Source organism: Clostridium nigeriense, assembly GCF_050585265.1.
In the GTDB taxonomy this organism is placed as follows: domain Bacteria; phylum Bacillota; class Clostridia; order Clostridiales; family Clostridiaceae; genus Clostridium; species Clostridium nigeriense_B.
In genome coordinates this window covers 1-17,849 of the sequence record NZ_JBNOOE010000023.1, presented here as the reverse complement: position 1 = coordinate 17,849, position 17,849 = coordinate 1, and the positions used below count along the sequence as shown (strand labels likewise).

Annotated in this window: 27 protein-coding genes and 1 pseudogene; 22 read left to right on the top strand and 6 right to left on the bottom strand. The window is 27.3% G+C overall.

The window, feature by feature from the left end:
- Positions 1 to 14: 14 nt before the first annotated feature.
- Positions 15 to 1,226 (top strand): MFS transporter, encoded by a 1,212-nt coding sequence (locus ACQPVP_RS15445; RefSeq protein ID WP_430851445.1) that lies wholly within the window; start codon positions 15 to 17, stop codon positions 1,224 to 1,226.
- A 79-nt stretch (positions 1,227 to 1,305) separates the two neighbouring features.
- Here the strand turns inward: ACQPVP_RS15445 and ACQPVP_RS15440 are convergent, their stop codons facing one another.
- The gene (locus tag ACQPVP_RS15440; RefSeq protein ID WP_430851443.1) at positions 1,306 to 2,178 is read right to left on the bottom strand and encodes a LysR family transcriptional regulator; all 873 of its coding nucleotides are present in this window, start codon (positions 2,176 to 2,178) and stop codon (positions 1,306 to 1,308) included.
- Between the two features lie 247 nt (positions 2,179 to 2,425).
- On the opposite strand from ACQPVP_RS15440, the gene ACQPVP_RS15435 reads away from it, so the two are divergent.
- A complete protein-coding gene (locus tag ACQPVP_RS15435; protein ID WP_430851441.1) occupies positions 2,426 to 5,362 on the top strand; it encodes a glycoside hydrolase family 3 N-terminal domain-containing protein in 2,937 nt (978 codons plus the stop codon).
- Between the two features lie 62 nt (positions 5,363 to 5,424).
- Here the strand turns inward: ACQPVP_RS15435 and ACQPVP_RS15430 are convergent.
- From ACQPVP_RS15430 to ACQPVP_RS15415, 4 genes and pseudogenes are all read right to left on the bottom strand, one after another.
- A pseudogene (locus ACQPVP_RS15430) lies at positions 5,425 to 5,808 on the bottom strand (manganese catalase family protein); the annotation flags it as partial.
- A gap of 22 nt (positions 5,809 to 5,830) precedes the next feature.
- Entirely contained in the window at positions 5,831 to 7,363 is a 1,533-nt protein-coding gene (locus tag ACQPVP_RS15425) for a recombinase family protein (protein ID WP_430851439.1), read from the bottom strand.
- A gap of 27 nt (positions 7,364 to 7,390) precedes the next feature.
- Positions 7,391 to 7,849 carry an ImmA/IrrE family metallo-endopeptidase gene (locus tag ACQPVP_RS15420; protein WP_430851437.1) on the bottom strand — a complete coding sequence of 153 codons (459 nt, stop codon included), beginning with the start codon at positions 7,847 to 7,849 and terminating at the stop codon, positions 7,391 to 7,393.
- A gap of 19 nt (positions 7,850 to 7,868) precedes the next feature.
- On the bottom strand, positions 7,869 to 8,396 hold the full coding sequence (locus tag ACQPVP_RS15415; RefSeq protein ID WP_430851435.1) for a helix-turn-helix domain-containing protein: 528 nt from the start codon (positions 8,394 to 8,396) through the stop codon (positions 7,869 to 7,871).
- Between the two features lie 166 nt (positions 8,397 to 8,562).
- Here ACQPVP_RS15415 and ACQPVP_RS15410 point away from each other — a divergent pair, with 166 nt between their 5' ends.
- From ACQPVP_RS15410 to ACQPVP_RS15385, 6 genes are all read left to right on the top strand, one after another.
- Positions 8,563 to 8,805 carry a DUF739 family protein gene (locus ACQPVP_RS15410; RefSeq protein WP_430851433.1) on the top strand — a complete coding sequence of 81 codons (243 nt, stop codon included), beginning with the start codon at positions 8,563 to 8,565 and terminating at the stop codon, positions 8,803 to 8,805.
- Positions 8,806 to 8,876: 71 nt separating this feature from the next.
- Positions 8,877 to 9,080: a hypothetical protein gene (locus ACQPVP_RS15405; protein WP_430851431.1), complete on the top strand. Its 204-nt coding sequence runs from the start codon at positions 8,877 to 8,879 to the stop codon at positions 9,078 to 9,080.
- A gap of 105 nt (positions 9,081 to 9,185) precedes the next feature.
- Positions 9,186 to 9,383: a hypothetical protein gene (locus ACQPVP_RS15400; protein WP_430851429.1), complete on the top strand. Its 198-nt coding sequence runs from the start codon at positions 9,186 to 9,188 to the stop codon at positions 9,381 to 9,383.
- A 20-nt stretch (positions 9,384 to 9,403) separates the two neighbouring features.
- Positions 9,404 to 9,586, top strand: a complete 183-nt coding sequence (locus ACQPVP_RS15395; RefSeq protein WP_430851427.1) for a hypothetical protein — start codon at positions 9,404 to 9,406, stop codon at positions 9,584 to 9,586.
- Between the two features lie 163 nt (positions 9,587 to 9,749).
- Entirely contained in the window at positions 9,750 to 10,172 is a 423-nt protein-coding gene (locus ACQPVP_RS15390) for a hypothetical protein (RefSeq protein ID WP_430851425.1), read from the top strand.
- Positions 10,165 to 10,428, top strand: coding sequence for a hypothetical protein (locus ACQPVP_RS15385; protein WP_430851423.1), 264 nt, complete (start codon positions 10,165 to 10,167; stop codon positions 10,426 to 10,428). The genes ACQPVP_RS15390 and ACQPVP_RS15385 overlap by 8 nt, the downstream gene beginning before the upstream one ends.
- Here ACQPVP_RS15385 and ACQPVP_RS15380 read toward each other — a convergent pair.
- Positions 10,417 to 10,602 carry a hypothetical protein gene (locus ACQPVP_RS15380; protein ID WP_430851421.1) on the bottom strand — a complete coding sequence of 62 codons (186 nt, stop codon included), beginning with the start codon at positions 10,600 to 10,602 and terminating at the stop codon, positions 10,417 to 10,419. The two genes, ACQPVP_RS15385 and ACQPVP_RS15380, sit on opposite strands and share 12 nt — an antisense overlap.
- A gap of 83 nt (positions 10,603 to 10,685) precedes the next feature.
- Here ACQPVP_RS15380 and ACQPVP_RS15375 point away from each other — a divergent pair, with 83 nt between their 5' ends.
- The 14 genes from ACQPVP_RS15375 (at position 10,686) to ACQPVP_RS15310 (ending at position 17,537) form a co-directional block, all read left to right on the top strand.
- Entirely contained in the window at positions 10,686 to 10,841 is a 156-nt protein-coding gene (locus ACQPVP_RS15375) for a hypothetical protein (protein ID WP_430851419.1), read from the top strand.
- Positions 10,842 to 10,845: 4 nt separating this feature from the next.
- Complete coding sequence (locus ACQPVP_RS15370) at positions 10,846 to 11,007, top strand: DUF6906 family protein (protein ID WP_430851417.1); 162 nt, start codon at positions 10,846 to 10,848, stop codon at positions 11,005 to 11,007.
- Between the two features lie 351 nt (positions 11,008 to 11,358).
- Positions 11,359 to 12,210 (top strand): rolling circle replication-associated protein, encoded by an 852-nt coding sequence (locus ACQPVP_RS15365; protein WP_430851415.1) that lies wholly within the window; start codon positions 11,359 to 11,361, stop codon positions 12,208 to 12,210.
- An 11-nt stretch (positions 12,211 to 12,221) separates the two neighbouring features.
- On the top strand, positions 12,222 to 12,521 hold the full coding sequence (locus ACQPVP_RS15360) for a hypothetical protein (RefSeq protein ID WP_430851413.1): 300 nt from the start codon (positions 12,222 to 12,224) through the stop codon (positions 12,519 to 12,521).
- Positions 12,522 to 12,541: 20 nt separating this feature from the next.
- Positions 12,542 to 13,057, top strand: a complete 516-nt coding sequence (locus tag ACQPVP_RS15355; RefSeq protein ID WP_430851411.1) for a Holliday junction resolvase RecU — start codon at positions 12,542 to 12,544, stop codon at positions 13,055 to 13,057.
- Between the two features lie 233 nt (positions 13,058 to 13,290).
- Entirely contained in the window at positions 13,291 to 13,473 is a 183-nt protein-coding gene (locus ACQPVP_RS15350) for a PspC domain-containing protein (RefSeq protein ID WP_430851409.1), read from the top strand.
- A gap of 126 nt (positions 13,474 to 13,599) precedes the next feature.
- Positions 13,600 to 13,806, top strand: coding sequence for a hypothetical protein (locus ACQPVP_RS15345; protein ID WP_430851407.1), 207 nt, complete (start codon positions 13,600 to 13,602; stop codon positions 13,804 to 13,806).
- Between the two features lie 46 nt (positions 13,807 to 13,852).
- A complete protein-coding gene (locus ACQPVP_RS15340; protein WP_430851405.1) occupies positions 13,853 to 14,611 on the top strand; it encodes a ParA family protein in 759 nt (252 codons plus the stop codon).
- Between the two features lie 68 nt (positions 14,612 to 14,679).
- Positions 14,680 to 15,846: a ParB/RepB/Spo0J family partition protein gene (locus ACQPVP_RS15335; protein ID WP_430851403.1), complete on the top strand. Its 1,167-nt coding sequence runs from the start codon at positions 14,680 to 14,682 to the stop codon at positions 15,844 to 15,846.
- Between the two features lie 149 nt (positions 15,847 to 15,995).
- The gene (locus ACQPVP_RS15330) at positions 15,996 to 16,136 is read left to right on the top strand and encodes a hypothetical protein (RefSeq protein ID WP_430851401.1); all 141 of its coding nucleotides are present in this window, start codon (positions 15,996 to 15,998) and stop codon (positions 16,134 to 16,136) included.
- 49 nt (positions 16,137 to 16,185) lie between these two features.
- Positions 16,186 to 16,368 (top strand): hypothetical protein, encoded by a 183-nt coding sequence (locus ACQPVP_RS15325; protein WP_430851399.1) that lies wholly within the window; start codon positions 16,186 to 16,188, stop codon positions 16,366 to 16,368.
- A gap of 29 nt (positions 16,369 to 16,397) precedes the next feature.
- Entirely contained in the window at positions 16,398 to 16,673 is a 276-nt protein-coding gene (locus ACQPVP_RS15320; RefSeq protein ID WP_430851398.1) for a hypothetical protein, read from the top strand.
- Between the two features lie 83 nt (positions 16,674 to 16,756).
- A complete protein-coding gene (locus tag ACQPVP_RS15315) occupies positions 16,757 to 16,957 on the top strand; it encodes a hypothetical protein (RefSeq protein WP_430851396.1) in 201 nt (66 codons plus the stop codon).
- Positions 16,950 to 17,537 (top strand): hypothetical protein, encoded by a 588-nt coding sequence (locus ACQPVP_RS15310; protein WP_430851395.1) that lies wholly within the window; start codon positions 16,950 to 16,952, stop codon positions 17,535 to 17,537. Before ACQPVP_RS15315 ends, ACQPVP_RS15310 begins: the two co-directional genes overlap by 8 nt.
- Positions 17,538 to 17,849: the final 312 nt, after the last annotated feature.

Here is a 17,849-nt window from a genome sequence, read left to right as displayed (position 1 = left end):
ATTGGGGATTGGGATTGTATAAATTAATTAAAAGTAATTTAAATTTTAGATATTTTTACTTTGGAGGAGTTATATCTTGTATAGGGGACTATTTATATGATATAGCTGTTACTTTATTAGTTTACGATATGACAAAAAGTGTAAACTCTATTGCTTTTATGTGGATAAGTAAAGGGGCATTAAGAATATTTATTCAATATTTAGCTGGAATAATAACTGATAGATATGATAGAAGAAAAATAATACTATTTACGAATATAGCAAGTATACCAATAGCATTAATGTTTATTGCCTATCAAGATATTGGTTTATGGATTATTTATTTATGCTCATTCCTATTACAAGCATTAAATGATATAGATGTATGTAGTGAAATGGCAATTATACCTGAAATAGTAGCTGAAGAACAGTTGACAGATGCAAATACTATATTTTCGCTAACTGAAACTGTAGTTATGTTTATTTCCTTAGCCTTATCGAGTATAATATATAAAATTTTTGGAGCGAACATACTATTTATTTTGAATGCATTTAGCTTTTTGGGATCAAGTATATTTTTTGGATTAATAAAATATAAAAATAATATAAATAAGGAAAGCAACTCTAAATTAGTTCTATTTGATAAAGAAGTATTTAAAGTTATTAATATGAAATACATTGTAAAATATACCATACTAATTAGTGGGATTTTATCTATAATTAGTAGGTTATATGATGTCTATAATATAGCGATAGCAGATATTATTTTAGGAATAGGGTCAGAAGGAATAATTTTCTTTAGATATGCTATGGTAATTGGAGGATTATTAACTCCAATATTTATAAAACGTATAAAATCTAATGATGAGATAAATAAGTATTTGCTAATATCAGAATTAATAATTTGCACATTTATTATTTTACTGTTTTTAAATTCACTTATATCAGTAATAGTAGATTTAATTATATTTTCTTTAATGATATCAATACAAAGTGTTTTTTTCAGAAATATATTGCAAAAGCATGTAGATAATAAATATATTGGTAGAGTTTTTTCAATGTATAAGATATTAATAACAATAATATCTTTATTAACAGTATCAATAGTTCCATTAATAGATGGTAAAATATCAATTTCAATTATCTTTCTTTTATCAGGACTGAGTATACTTTTAATATTATTATTCTGTAAATTTAAGATAAAAAATAATATTGTAGATTTTAATTTTACTGATTTTCTAGATTGAAATAATAACTATATAAATAAAAGCTATGGCTCTTTGCATAGCTTTTATTTATATATTTCTAGATTTACTTGATTATGTTTTAATCTTTTATAAAGTTTAGGAATATTTCAATTTTAGAATCATTATTATTTTTATTCCAAGAAATTGTTGCATTAGCAATTTCATTTTCAAGAGGAATAAATACTAAGTCCTTTGATTTATAATTATCTTGAAATTTAGGTAAAATAGTTATACCAAGTTCAGATTTAACCATTAATAAGGATGTTTCTATTGAATCTACATTATATTTAATATTTGGTGAAAAGCCGTAAGGTAAAAAATTAGAAACTATGATGTCAAAAGCAAAAGGAGAAATCGAACGACTAATAAATATAAAATCCTCATCTTGTAATTCAGTTCTATTAATTACATTTCTAGAAGCAAATTTATGACCACTATAGAGAACAGCACATAGTGGACAAGTTGAAAGTACTTTATTCTCTATAAATGAATATTTACTTGTAGAAAAATCATATCCAAAAACAAAATCTATTAAGTTGTTTTGTAATTTTTTGTAAAGTTCATCTATATTACCTCTAATTATATTTAAATTAATTCCATGGTATTTAATTTTAAAATCTGACAATAATTTAGGTAAGTTTATATTTTCATATCCTTCAAAAAAACCAATATTAATTGTTCCAATATATCCTGAAGATGCTAGATAAGCTTTATTTATAGCTGTATTTAAATTTTTTAATAGTGATTTTGTTTCTAAATAAAAAACATCTCCAGAAGATGTTAATTTTACAGAATGTTTATTTCTAATAAATAATTTAAACCCTAATGTATCTTCAAGATTTTTTATTTGTTGACTTATAGCAGTTTGAGATAAATAATGTTCTTTAGCTGCATTTGTAAAGCTAAGATGCTCAGCTACTGAAATGAAATATTGAAGTTGCTTAATATTCATATAAATTTTACCCCCTATTAAATTTCTAAAAATATAAGCTAATTGATATTGTAATAAGTTTTTCTTATAAGGTTATTCAAAATTTATGTTGGAAAGTAGGACATGAATTTATTATAATTTAATTGGTAAATGTTTACAATTAATTAAGTGAACTATTTTATAAAAGTAATAGTGTTTATTTTACTTAATTAATAGCAAATACTAGGGTAAATAATATTTTATTTAGAAAGAATTAGGGGGAGAGTTAATGAAAAGAAATCTTATTAAAGCTCTGACGATAGTAGCAATAGTGGCTATAACTAGCACTACGTTTTTAAATCCAATAACAATTAATGCGGATACAAGCTTTACAGAAGAATATTTACTATATAAGGGAGAAGATACAGGTATAAGAATAGTAACCAATGAAGATGGAGTAGAAATTGGGTATTCAAAGGATTCAGGAGTAACTATCTTAGTTGAAGATGGAAAAGCCTTTAAGGACTTAGATAAAGATGGTGAATTAGATGTTTACGAGGATTGGAGATTAACAGTTGATGAAAGAGCTAAAGATTTAGCTACCAAAATGAGTGTTGAAGAAATAGCAGGACTTATGCTATACAGTGCTCATCAATCTATTCCAGCTGGTGGATGGACTGGTGGAACTTATGATGGGAATCCTTATGAAGAAGGAGTTACTGATCCTGCGAGATTAAGTGATCAACAAAAAAGTTTTATAGAAAATGATAATTTAAGACATGTTCTTATTACTACAGTTAAAAGTCCAGAAGTAGCAGCTAGATGGAATAATAATGGACAAAGTTTTGCAGAAAGCTTAGGTTTAGGGATTCCACTTAACAATAGTTCTGATCCTCGTCATAGTACAGATTCGAGTGCAGAATATAATGCAGGTTCTGGCGGAATTATTTCTATGTGGCCTTCATCAATTGGAATGGCAGCAACTTTTGATCCAAGTTTAGTAGAAGAATTTGGACAAGTTGCATCTAAGGAATATCGTGCCTTAGGTATTGCAACGGCTTTATCTCCACAAATAGATTTAGCTACTGATCCACGTTGGAGTCGTGTATCCGGAACCTTTGGTGAAAGCACATTATTATCAACAGATATGGCTCGTGCATATGTTGATGGGTTCCAAACTACTAAAGGAGCAAGTGGATGGGGAGAAGAGAGTGTAAATGCAATGGTTAAGCATTGGCCAGGTGGAGGAACAGGAGAGGCTGGAAGAGATGCTCACTATGGATTTGGGAAATATGCAGTTTATCCAGGAAATAATTTTGGTGAGCATATGTTGCCATTTACAGAAGGTGCATTTAATTTAAATGGTGGAACTAGTGAGGCATCAGCAGTTATGCCATATTATACAATTTCTTATAATCAAGATCCAACAGGAGGAAATGTAGGTAATTCATATAGTAAATATATTATTACAGACTTATTAAGAGAAAAGTATGGATATGATGGAGTAGTGTGTACAGATTGGGGTATAACAAAGGATGATTTAGGTATGGATGTATTTGGAGCAACTCCATGGGGAGTTGAAGATTTAACTACTGCAGAAAAGTTCTATTTACTACTTCAAACTGGAATAGATCAATTTGGTGGAGTTAATACTTCAGAAGGAATATTAGCAGGGTATGAATTAGGCGTAAAGGATAAAGGTGAAGGAGCAATGAGAACTCGTATGGAACAATCCGCTGTACGTCTATTAAGAAATATATTTCAAACAGGGTTATTTGAAAATCCATATTTAGATGTAGAAGAATCTGTTGAAACTGTAGGTAATGCAGAATTTATGGAAGCTGGATATGAAGCTCAATTAAAATCTGTAGTAATGCTAAAAAATAAAGAAAATGTATTACCATTGAATGGTAATGGTGATGAAAAGTTAACAGTATATATTCCACAAAAATATATACCAGAAACGACTGATAGATTTGGTAATGTAACTCCAGCATCATGGGTAGATGCAGTTAATATGAATATTGCTCAAAAATATTTCAATATTGCAACTAATCCAAGCGAAGCTGATGCGGCACTTGTATTTGTGGATGATCCAGATCCAGGTTTAGGATATAGTGCTGTAGATAAATCAAATGGAGGAAATGGATTTTTACCACTAACATTACAATATGGAGAATATAAAGCTGAATATGCTAGAGAGATAAGTATTGCTGGTGATTCAAGACCTACTGATGTATTGAATAGAACTTATAAGGATAAAGTAGTTACAGCAAATAATACAAAATCATTAGATATAATTCTTGAGACTAAAAAATCTATGGGAGATAAGCCTGTTATAACTTGTATTAATATGAGTAATCCAATGGTATTTAGCGAATTTGAATCAGAAGTTGATGGAATAGTATTAGGATTCGGTATTCAAGACCAAGCATTCTTAGAGATTTTATCAGGTGTGGTTGAGCCATCAGGATTATTACCATTACAAATGCCAGCAAGTATGAAAGTTGTTGAAGAACAGTCAGAGGATCTAGCATTTGATATGGAGTGTCATGTTGACTCAGAAGGAAATGTATATGACTTTGCTTTTGGTTTAAACTGGAGTGGAGTAATTAATGACGATCGTGTTGAAATGTATGCAAATAAAACTGAAACTGATGAAGATAAAGCAAACAAAGAGGCAGCAGAGAAAGTAGCTAATTTAATAGCAGCTTTACCAGAATATATAACCCTTAATGATGAGTTGGCAATAATTGAAGCAAGAACTGCTTATAATGAATTAACTGATGTTCAAAAGGCTCTTGTAAAAAATTATGATTTTTTAGTTAAGGCTGAAAAAGATTTAGCAAATCTTAAGGAAATTACAGCTACAGAAAAAGCAGATCAAGAAGCAGCTCAAAAGGTTATTAATGCTATAAAAGAAATTCCTACAAATATTACAGTAAATGACGAAGAAAAAATTAAGGAAGTAAGAATAGCTTATGATTCTTTAACAGAAAAACAAAAGTTATTAGTAACTAATTACAATGATTTAGTTTCAGCAGAAAAGAAATTAGCTGATTTGAATAAGCAAAATAGTGGTACAATAAATAACAATAAAGGGAATTCTACAACTAGTGGAAAATTACCTTATACAGGTGCAGTAGTTGGCAGTGGAGTAATGGCATTACTAGGTGTAATAACAATTGGCATTGGTACAGCAATTATCAAGAAGAAAAAGAAGTAATTACTAATAGGAAAAAGCATATACTGTATTAACAGTGTATGCTTTTATATTAACACTAAATATTACTTACAAAAATCGATTAGTTTAGTATTATCTTGTACGTCTACTAAAGCTTCACCAAATCTTTGGAAATGGACAACTTCTCTTTCTCTTAGAAATCCTAATATATTTTTTATTTCAACATCGTCAGTTAAATTAATTAACCATTCATAAGTAGCTCGAGCCTTTTGCTCAGCGGCCATATCTTCAGTTAAATCAGCAATTATATCGCCTTTACATTGTATATAAGTTGCGGTCCAAGGATTTCCTGTAGCATCGGTATAGAATAATCCTTTACCGTGATCTACATAGTGTCCATCTAGTCCAGCAGCAGTAATTTCATCAATTGAAGCATTTTCCATTATTTGATGTACCATTGTAGCCATAATTTCAACATGAGCAAGTTCTATTGAACATTTAAGATGTATGTTAAAGGAATAGCTCTAATTCAAGGATAAATTTGTCTTGTGCATCCTTGTTCCATCTGCTTCCTGCTTCATCTTTAAGATAATAAGCTTTATTTATAATTGTTTTAAGAAGTTTATTTTTTTCTTCTACATTAAGTGCATCATAAGTTTTTAAGCAATTTTCTATTTTAGGAATAGCTTGAATTATTTTATCAACTTTATTATTTTCATTTAATTTTATTAATTCTTCTTTTTGCTTATTTAGTCCTTCTATTTGTTCATTTATAGAAGAAGATCTATCTCTAAAAAGATCTAATGAATAAACACCAGTTTCTAATAACTCACAAGCCTTTATATGCTGCTTTTTTAATTTTTCTATTTCTTTATCTAATTTCTTTATTTGAGAATCATAATTTTTTTTATGCTTAATATGTTCTTCCTCATAATTTTCAAGGTAATGATAATACTTATTTAATGTATTTTGTAATGAGTCTAATAATTTCTTTTCAACTAAATATATATAGCTTGAAACATTATCGCAATAATGATTTTTACAAAGTAGAGTATCAGGAATATTTTTTAATGGACGTCTTATCATATTTGTACCACATTTTTTACAAACAACTATTCCAGCAAGAGGATTTTGAAGAACTTTATCTTTATGAACTTTTTTAGAGGAATTTGCTTTAAGAAGTTCTTGAGTTCTATAAAAAGTTAATTCATCAATTATGGGATCGTGTTTTCCTTTACTTTCAATATAGTCATTATTTATTGGTCTTGTTTTGTTTATTAAATTATTATCTAATTGTTTTACAGTAGCTCTTCTACCCCAAGTGAGAATACCTATATAAACTTTATTAATTAAAATATTTCTAACCATAGCAGGAGTCCAAGGCTTACTAGTTCTCGATTTAATTTTTAATTCATTTAATTTATAAGATAGATTAGAAGTACCAAGACCATCTAAGAATAATTCAAAAATTAACTTAACATTTTCAGCTTCATCATTAGGTATTAGTTTATAACCTTTTTCCCCTTTAAGTTTTTCTTTATCATATCCATAAGGAGTAACAGATCCTACATAATTACCTTCCTTGCAAGATTGAATTCTACCAGTTTGAATACGACGACTAATTGCTTTGTATTCACGTCGAGACATAAAAAGCCCAAACTCTAGAAATTCATTATCATATTCATTATTAGTATCATATGTTTTATTGGGAGTAATTATAAGTGTATTAGTTAATTGAAAAGCCTGTGCAATAACACCTTGGTCTATAGTGTTACCCCTAGCAAGTCTTTCAATTTCCATTACTAAAACAGCTTTATAATAACCAGATTCAATCTTTCTTAAAAGCGTTTGAATTACAGGTCTATCTTGGATAGTTTCACCAGAAACAACTTCCTCATATATATCTTCCTCATATATCGGAATTTGCTTAGATTTAGCAAAGTCTAATAAAATTTTGCGATGTCTTTTTAAAACATCATAATCTTGATTTTCTAAATCTTTTCTTGATTTTCTAAGATATATTGCAAAAATATCATTGTCCATATTATCACCTCAATATTATAAAATTATTTAATATCCAATAACATTTAAAGAGTCAAATGTTAGTAAATGTGTTTTACCAACATAATATACACCATATTTAGATTTATAATGTTCGATAGATTGAAGTAGAAAATCTTTTGTAACATTTAATTTTTCTGCTAAGTCATAAATATTATCAATTCCAGATAGAATAGCAGCAATTATATCTTCAGGAGATATAAGTTTTTCATAACTCCATCTGCGAGCAATTGATTCTTGTTTTCTATTATTAAAATTACTTTGATTAGTTATATCACCAACGGTAAGGTTAAAGTGTCCTAATTCTTCAGCTAAGACACAAAACCTCTCATATTCATTAACCCTATTATTTATAATAATTAAATTACCTATGCACTTCCCAAAAGGTTTATCTATACCCAAATCACTTTCTATAACTTTAATACCATGAGAATATGCAAGGGATATTAAATTCTCATAATTATTCATTTGTACTCCGTATATTGTATTAATATTTATCTAAATTATTTAATATTTCATTTATCTTTTCATTAACTATAGCTTTTTCTTCATCAGTAAGATTATCATCATGGCAAGCTATAGGCATTAAATGTTCTTTACCTGATTCCTCCCATATTTGTTTTTCTTTTTTAGGAAGTTCAATAATTTTTTTATTTTCCTCTATATATTTAGGGGTTTCAATTAAATCATTACTATATTCAATTAGCTTTAATTTACCTAATTCATTTAATTTATTAAAGTTATTTAATAATAAATTTTCTCTATCGTTTAAATCTATATTCATATTATTAGTAGATATTTCTCTTTCCATAGGAACATCATGCCCCATCAGCCAAGCTTCATTAACATCTAAAGCTTGAGCTATTTTGTAAATATTTCTTTGCTTTGGTTCATAAGCACCAGAAATATAAGTACTTATAGAGGATTTCCCTATTTTAGTTTTTTCAACCAAATCAGCTTGCTTCATATTACGTATTGCAAGTCCTTGCTTTATTCTATTTGCTATTGTTTCCATAAATAAACACCTCGCTTATATATAACTATACCAAAAATGTTCAGAAAACACAACAAAAAACATTATTTTGAATAAAAAAAGTTCAGAAAAATGAAAGGTAAGTATTGACAATGAAAAATGATGGTGTTAATATTAGTTCAGAAACACGAACGGAGGAGGTAATAAAATGGCTTTTGATTATAGTAGACTAAGAGGAAGAATAAAAGAAATATTTGGAACGCAAGATAATTTCGCTAAGGCTTTAGGAATAGGAAGAGTATCTTTAAGTCAAAGGCTTAATAATTATTTAGATTTTTCTCAACAAGAAATAAATAAAGCATATATATTATTAAACTTATCTAAAGAAGAGATACCAAAATATTTTTTTACAGCAAAAGTTCAGAAAAACGAACAAAACAAAATGCACTAAATCATTTAGTGAGAAATTTAAAAGGACAAGTTTATTAATACTTGCATAGGATAAAGCAGGGGGTGGGATTAATGAAAGGACAAACTTTTAAACTTGGTAATACAACAATAATAATTAGAGAGACTACTCCAAAAGAAGAGGATATTAGAAGATGCTACGACGTATGCAATGAATTGTTTAGGGGTAGACCAGAGTGCTTTTATACAAGAGAAGAAACAAAAGAGCTAAATAGACTATTAGCTGAAGAAAAGAAAAATAAAGAATTAAATATGTAACTTTAAATCAATTGTTATTTAAAAAGAGGGTTTACATTAATGATAAATAGGCTAAAAAGCCTAATAAAGTAAATTACATAACTGAAGTTAAGGAGAGAATAATATATGAAACAAATACCATTAAACGTTAGACAAGCAGTAACAAAGACTGTAGAAAATTTAATTGAAGAGCATAAAGAAGTAGATGTTTTAAAAGTTGCTACTACTTTAGAAGATAAGTATGGAATTAAATTTTATAACTTAGGAGTGCTGCAGGATTTAATTAAAAAAGTATTAGACGAAATAGTCTTTATATATGTTTAAGTAGAAAGAAGGATGAATTTATGAGCAATACATTATTAGAAAGATTCAAAAGAAAGTATGAAGATGGGACAAGCTTTAAGGTAGGTAAACATAAAGTTGATAAGGATGGAAATTTAAAAGTTGTAATAGTAAATGCGGTAGGAAAAGAACAATTTAGATTAACTGTTAAAGAATATCCAAGTGGAGAGATTTATTGGGAATAAATTAAGGATGATTATTATGATAGGTGAATTAGTATGTATCTCAATACCATATAAAACCTTTAAGGAAAAAATAAGGATAACCAAGAAATATCAAAAATATAATATCAAAATTTATAAAAATTTTATATTAGTCATTATGAAGAATTTATAGGGAGGAATGTAAGTGGATAGACAAAGAAAAATAGAGATTTTAAAACAAGAGAAAATAACTCTTGAATTACTTGCAGGAGTAACAACAGATGATAAGAGAAAAAAAGAGCTTAAAGAAAGGGTACAAGCTTATGAATTTGCTCTTAATGAAATAGAATGTACTCAGCCAAAAGTAAGAATTAATGAATTTTTAGATAGAAATAAGAATTGGGTAATCAATGTATTAGTAAATGATGAATTAATAGCAAATGAAAATATTGAATTTATAAGTAATAGACCTAATAAGGATGTTAGAGTAGTAGAGCTATTAATTAAAGAGGAAGCAGGAAATACAAATTCTAATAAGTTTTTAACTAAGCAAGAAAAATTAATTTTAAGCATGAAAAAAGGAATTAAAAAACTTAGTAGAGAGTTGGGGGTACTTATACATGAATAGAGAAGAAGTTATTAAACAATTAAAAGATTTAATTGAAGATAGGAAAGCTTTTTGTGCAGGAGATTATGATCCTATATTTGATAAAGATATAGAAGCTTTAAAGTATGCAATAAGAGAGTTAGAAAAAACTGCTCTTGAAGTACCAGTTCGAGAGCAGTATATAACATTAAAAATTGATTCTAAGGAAATTGCTAATGTTGTTATTTCTGAGTTTAGGAAACAACAAAAGCAATCAAATGTAACATTAGTCGTTTAACCATTTGTGGTATTCCTTAAGAAGTCTCATTGTTAAAGAAAAGTTATAAGAACGTTCAAATTCTATTTCACCTAATTGATGATTTGTATTATCAAGTTTATTTATTATTTCATTAGAAATTTCTTTAACTTTTTCTTGATTCATTGTAGATTGAAAATCCTTGAAGTTTTTCATAAATCCCACCCCCTTTTAATAAGAAAATCAACATAATTTTACTATATATGGGGTAATTAAATCAAAAAGAAAGGAATAGAAAAGTGAGTAACCATATAAATCTTAAAGAAATGCTGAATGAAGCAATAGAGCTGTGGGGAACAGGTGACATAGTAACTAAAATGTTAAGCCAAAGATTAGATAAAGAAGTAAATAAAGTTCAAAAATTAAAATATGAAGAATATAAGAAGGGAGCATAAGAAAGTGAAAAATCCTAAGAAACCAACATATAGTCAAAGAAAAGAATTATTGAAGTTAGGATATGATCCTAGAGAACATATGATAATAGCAGCACCACCACATGAATTTACTTTATTGCATATTCCAAGTGGAAAAATTATTACTGAAATAGCGAGAATAAAATGATATGCAGTAATTGCAAAGATAGCACAAGTAATTCATGGGTGCATTGTAAAAAGGGGATTATAGTATGTAATAAGTGTTGCATTAATTGTAAGTATATGGATAGCAAGACAAGCCTTTTTATATGCAATTATAAGAGAAAATAAAAACACATTACTTAAACCCGAAAATAAGTAATGTGTTCACAAAAAAAACAGTTAGATTAAATATCTTTATATTTAGTCTATATCATAAACCAAGGTATGTCAAATACCTTATTATTTTTTTAATTTTTTCAGGCTTTTACCGAGCTTGTAATGAGTATTATTATCTCGGACATATTAATTTAAAACATAGATAGAATGAGGGTTATATATGAATAAGACTAAAGTAAAGAGATTATATGAAAATTATGATTATGAAGCAGAATATGATAAACAAATAAAAAACTTAGAGAGTTATGAAGATTTAAGAATAAATAGTAATTATGTTTATGTAGTTAAAACAATAGTAAGTGGAGAAATGGTAGAGAAAGAAATATATCCTGTTTGGAAATGTAAAGGGGATATGCCAAGAGGAGATAAGAGAAAGAAGTCTAGAAAAGCTCAAGAAAATTTGAATAATAAAAATAAAATTAAGTGGGCTATAAGATTAATTAACACTAACTTTAATAATGGAGATTTATATATAACCCTAACTCATAGAGGAAAAGCACCAGATAAAGAAAGAGCTAAGAAAGATGTTGAAAATTACTTAAAAAGAATAAGACGTTGGTGGAATAAAAATAAACCAGGTGAAGAGTTTAAATATATCCATGTAATTGATTTTGTAGATGATCCTGAAAAAAGTAAAAGAACTAAAATACATCATCACTTAATAATGTCTGGAATGGATAGAGATATAGCAGAAGAAAAATGGGGATTAGGAACTGCAAATGCTAATAGATTACAAGCAGATGAATTAAAGTTTGAAAAAGTAGCTAGATATATAGCTTCTCAAAGTAAAACTAGAATAGGATATTCTAAAAATTTAAAAAAGCCAATAGTTACTATAAATAGAACAACATTAACAAGAAGAAAGGTAGAAAAGATAGCTATTAATGAAAATATACAAAAAGAATTTTTTGAAAATAAATTTAAAAATCTTTCTTTCATAGATTGTAAGACTTATATATCTGATGAATTTTCAGGAATATATATTTATACAAAAATGAGAAAACGGAAATGAGGTGAAAAGAAGTGAATATAGAAGCTGATTTGAAAATTTGTAAAGAGATAGCAGAACAATATAGGAGAATGACATCAGGCGATACAGAAGGTGCATTTAAGTTAAGTCAATTGGCTATAGGAATGTATGATAGGCTTACAGAATTGAGATTAGATGTAAGTATAGCAGATAAGAAGGAATTAGATGGATACAACAAATCTGATTTAAAAGAATATTTAAGAAGTAAGATGAAATTAATGGAATATATACATGTAGAAAGTAGAGCTATATTTCTAAGTGGAGTTTCAGATAAAAAATTTAGTAGATATTAAAGATAAATAGAGGTGATAGTATGGCATACAATTTTGAGATGGCTAACAAAGGGAGAGCCTTTGAAGAAGAGGTTATAAGAGCCAATACATATTATAAAAATACAGGACAAGCATTAATACAGAAGATAAGTACACCATGGAATGTAGTTAGAAGAGGGAAACAGATTATATCAGCATTTCCACAAGGAGAAAGTACGCTAGACTTTAGAGGAACTGTAAAAGGTGGACTAAGTATATCTTTTGATTGTAAAGAAAGTGAAGATGAAAAAGGATTGCCTTTAAAGCATATCCAGGATCATCAAATAGATTATATAAGAACTGCCTTAGAAATTGGAGAGACAAGTTTTATATTATGTTCCATGAAGAAACTAAATAAAGTATTTTTCATTCAAGGAGCAATAGTAATCGAATATTGGGATAGATGGAAAGCGAATAAAGGTAAAAGAGGATATAACTATATTCCAATACTGGACATGAAAGAAATATTTTATGGTGAAAATGCTAATTTAGACTATCTTAAAATATTAGAAAAATAATATAAGAGGTGTGTATTTAAGAATGATGAGAATAGTATCTATATGGTTAATAGGTATATTTATTTACTGGTGGTTTGTGTATAGGTCTACTAGTGGAGATAAAGAATGATTTGATACTATTGCGAACTAATTAACAGAAACGGATCTTTGAAAATTGAATAGTACGGTATTTACATATATGCTATAATTAACTCATAATAAGATTAATATTTTCAGTAAAGGGGTGGAGATATATGAGTAAAATGGTATACAAATCAAATGCAAATAAGATTATATTAGGTGTGTGTGGAGGAATTGCTGAATATTACGGATTTAATGCAGGGGTATTAAGAATTTTATTTTTAATTTTTTCACCTATTACATTTTGGCTTTATATTGTATTGATAATTCGTATGCCTTCTAATAATTTATTGTAAATATAATTAAATAAGAATTTTAAACTATAATGCACAAAAAATTAAATATTAATGATTAAAAATACCGTGTTATTCAAATGAATATACGGTATTTTTTATTTCGCAATTCAAAACTAGGAGGAAACTATGGAGAGGGAGAAAGTAAAAGAACTAATAAAAGGATATAAAGAGAATGGCTTTCCGTATGTAGATATAGAGTTAAAAGATGAAAGATTCTTTCAAATATCATTTAAAGTTGATAATTATAAATTTGGAAGTCAATTTTTAAAAATAAGAAATAAGGATTTGCTAATTTATATAAGATATTCATCTATAAAAACAATAGCAATATAAGATAGTAATCAAAATAAAGTTTTAAGAGAGTGAGGACTAATGAGATATGAAGAAAATATCAATTATTAATTTAAAGGGTGGAGTAGCTAAAACAATGTCAGCTATAAATATAGCTCATATATTAGCCACAGTACATAAGAAGAGAGTTTTAATAATAGATCTAGACAAGCAAGGTAATACAACTAAGTTATTCAATAAACATAATACAGAAGAATATAGTATAGCAGATCTTATTACAGATAGATGTAGTATAGATGAAGTAATAGTGAAAACAGACTATGAAAATTTAGATTTAATACCAGCTAATATGGATTTAATAGAAGCTAACTTTAAAGTAATGCTAGATGTATCTATACCACAACAATTTAGATTAAAAAAGCATTTAGATGAAATAGAAGAATATTATGATTATTGTATAATAGACAATCCACCAGATATTAATGCAAGTGTTATAAATGGACTAGTTGCAAGTGATGATGTACTAATACCAATTAAAATAGATAAATTTGCATTTGATGGAATGAAAGAGCTTATAAAGCAAATAGAGAATGCTAAAGTAAGTAATTCTAACTTAAAGCTTAAAGGATGCTTTGTAACAATGTTCAATAAAAATGATGTTAATATCCAAGGTGAAGAGTTATTAAAAGCCAGTGAAGAATATAAGATTTTTAATACACATATTAGAAGAACCGTAAAGGCAGATGAGAGTACATTTGCTAATGCTCCTATTTTAGAATATAGCAAAAGATGTGGTGCTGCTAAAGATTATATAGCTTTAGTGGAAGAATATTTAAGTAAAGAGTAAATAAAAATGTGTCCAATTCGGACACAAATACTTATATTTAAGAAGTTATATTAAAAGGGGGAAAGTATATGGCATTTAATATGATGGACTTATTAAATAATAATTCAAGAGGAAAACAAGATAAAGAAGAAAGCATACCTAAATTTAGAACAATTCAAATTAACATAGATGATTTAATACCTTCAAGTAATAATTTCTATTCTGTAGAAGAGGATGGAATAAAAGAATTAAAAGATAGTATAGAGCTTTTAGGTTTACAACAAAATTTAGTTGTAAAAAAGATAAATAATGGCAAATATGAAATAATAGCAGGACACAGAAGATATATCTCAATGAAAAAGTTATATGAAGAAGGAAATTTAAATTTCAAATATATTCCTTGTAAGGTAGAAGAGGAAGACAACCTAAAAAATGAACTAAGTCTTATAATAACAAACTCTACTACTAGAGAGCTTACAGATTGGGAAAAAATACACCAAGCAAATAAGATTAAAGAGCTATTAATTGAGTATAAAAAGAGAGAAAAGATACCAGGAAGAGTAAGAGATATTATAGCAAATATTCTTAATGTATCAGCAACTCAAATAGCAAGAATGGAAAGTGTATCAAATAATCTTATAAGTGATTTTAAGGAAGAATTAAAAGAAGATAAAGTTAAAATATCAGTAGCTTACGAGATTTCTAAATTACCAGAAGAAAAACAAAAAGAGATATATAAAGAGCATGAAGATAAAAGGAATATAACAATAAAAGATATAAAGAAAAAGTCAGAAGATGAAGAAGCAATAGAGGTTTTAGAAGGACAAGTTACAGTTGAAGAAGCTTTAAATATAAGCAAAGAAGATTTAAAAGTGAATCAAGAAAAGGAATTAATAATACATGATTCTGAAGGAAATATTTTAAGTACAGCAATAGTAGACAAAGATACTGGAGAAGTCTTAGAAGAAAAGATAAATAAGAATAATAAGATTAATTACAAAAATAAATTATTTATAGATTTTGATAAAGCTAATGAAGATGGAAACCTAAGAAATAAGGTATCTGATATAGCAAGAGAATATGAGGAAGTAATAACTAAATATAAAAATGGAGATATGATAATTAATTTTATATCAAATTCAATTTATGAAAATGAAATTGAATTACTTGTTACTAAAGAAGGAATAGAAATTAAAGCTGTAGATCATGAAGATTGTATAGAGTTATACAACAAAATTATATTAATAGCACATTAAAGTTAAAATCAAAGACTTTGTAAAATGGGATTACAAACAGTATCAAGAAGGTGCAATTTTATCAAAGGATCTTTGTTAGTCTAGGGGGAGTAAATCCCCCAATTAAAATACAAAATGATATTATTTCGAAGGAAAAGGAGTTAGATAATATGGTGAAAATAAAATTTGAATGTGTAATAGCAGGAAATGAGTTTAGTGGAAGCTTTGTTACAGATGATGAAAATGGAGCAAGTTTTATATTATCAAAACATAAAGAAGAAATAATAAAAGATGTCATGGGTGAAGTTTAGAAATAAAAAGCTATTCATGTGAGATATTAAGTAATTAGGAGATGTAGAAATGAAATTAAAAGATTTATTAGAAGTAATAAAAACTTGGGATAAGATACAGTTATCACAGTATGATGGAGAAAGTTTTTATCCTACTTATGGAGATGTAGATAGATTTAAAGAATATTTTGTAAGGGAAATAACATCTATAAAAAAAAGTGTTTTAAGAGTATCAATTAGAGAAAGTGAATAATTCGTAATTCAAATAAAGGAGAGATGATTATGGAATTAGAAAATAATATTGAAAGAGAGATAACTCAAGAGGAAATTTACAGCATAATGGGAATACCAGCTAAAGTTATGGATGAAATATGTGATTTATTCTTAGAAGTAGCTAAAATTTTTAAAAAAGCAGCAGAAGAGTTTTTAAAAGTATGTGAAAAAATAATTAATAGAATAGATATAGAGAAATATAAGAAGCTTATTAAATATGAAAAAAGAGTTAGAAATAGGAATAAACTTTACGCTAAAAGAAAGAGGAAATATGGGAAGGGTTAGGTGATTAGAAAAGAAGCTTCTTAAGCATTACATTAAATTGCTTGAGAATAAGAAAAATTGGAGCTATATAAGGAAGTAGTTTTATGTTTAAGTTTACTTATGAAGAATGTAAAGCAACATTTAATAAGATTTATAAAAGTGGTAAAGCTCCACTTAACCAAAGTTATTATTGTAGTAGATTTACTGAAATACACAATATTATTCCTAGTAAACATAAAGAAATAATAGAGCATTATAAAAGATTTGTAAAAGAGATAAATTTAAGAGGTGACAACAATGAGTAAAGATAAAAGCAATTTAGATATAATAAATGAGAATGTAAGACAAACTATAGAGAAGACGATTGATTCTAAAAGTATATATATAGCAGATAAAGTTATAGAAAAGCTAAATAATTCTAATAAGATTAAAATAGAAATGCCATATTATAAAAGAGTGGAGTTATTATTATATAATTATGAGAATTTAAAGGAAGCAGTAAAGCAAAAAGAGGAAGCTATAAAGGAATTAGAACAATACGGATTGCCTCAGAAGTCAAAGAGTATAGTAATGTATAGTTCAGCAGGAGGAAACAGTCAAGCTGACAGATATACAGAGCTTAAGGAAAAGTACAAAATGGAAAAGTTAGAAACTCAAAGAGATCTTAAGAGAATAGATAATGCATTAGATAAAATAAGAGATGATAAATATTTTGATATTATACAGTATAAATATCTAAATGAAGATGAAGAGAGAATTAATACAGATGAAGAGTTAGCACAAAAATTTGATAAAGAGAGAATAACAATAATAAGAAATAGGAAGAGGTTAATAAACAAGTTAGTAACAATACTATTCCCAACTAGTATAAGTGAAGTTATGTAGAAAATGTTACAATACATGTTACTTTATATGATATTGCAAGTATAAGTATTACGTAGTAATATGGTATCAAGGAAATTAAATTAATAAGTTTCATAAATTCTCAATACCCTTTTATACCATGAAAGCACTTAGCATAATAAATGTTAGGTGTTTTTTTATTTTAATAAAAAGTGAGGTGATGAATATGGGTAAGGTAAAGAAAAGACAATATGTATTTCTAAGTAATTGGATAGGGCAAGATCTAAAGTGTGCTTGTTTATTCCATAATCCTTTATGTGAGAATCATAAGAAGTGTGAAGAGATAGAACTTAC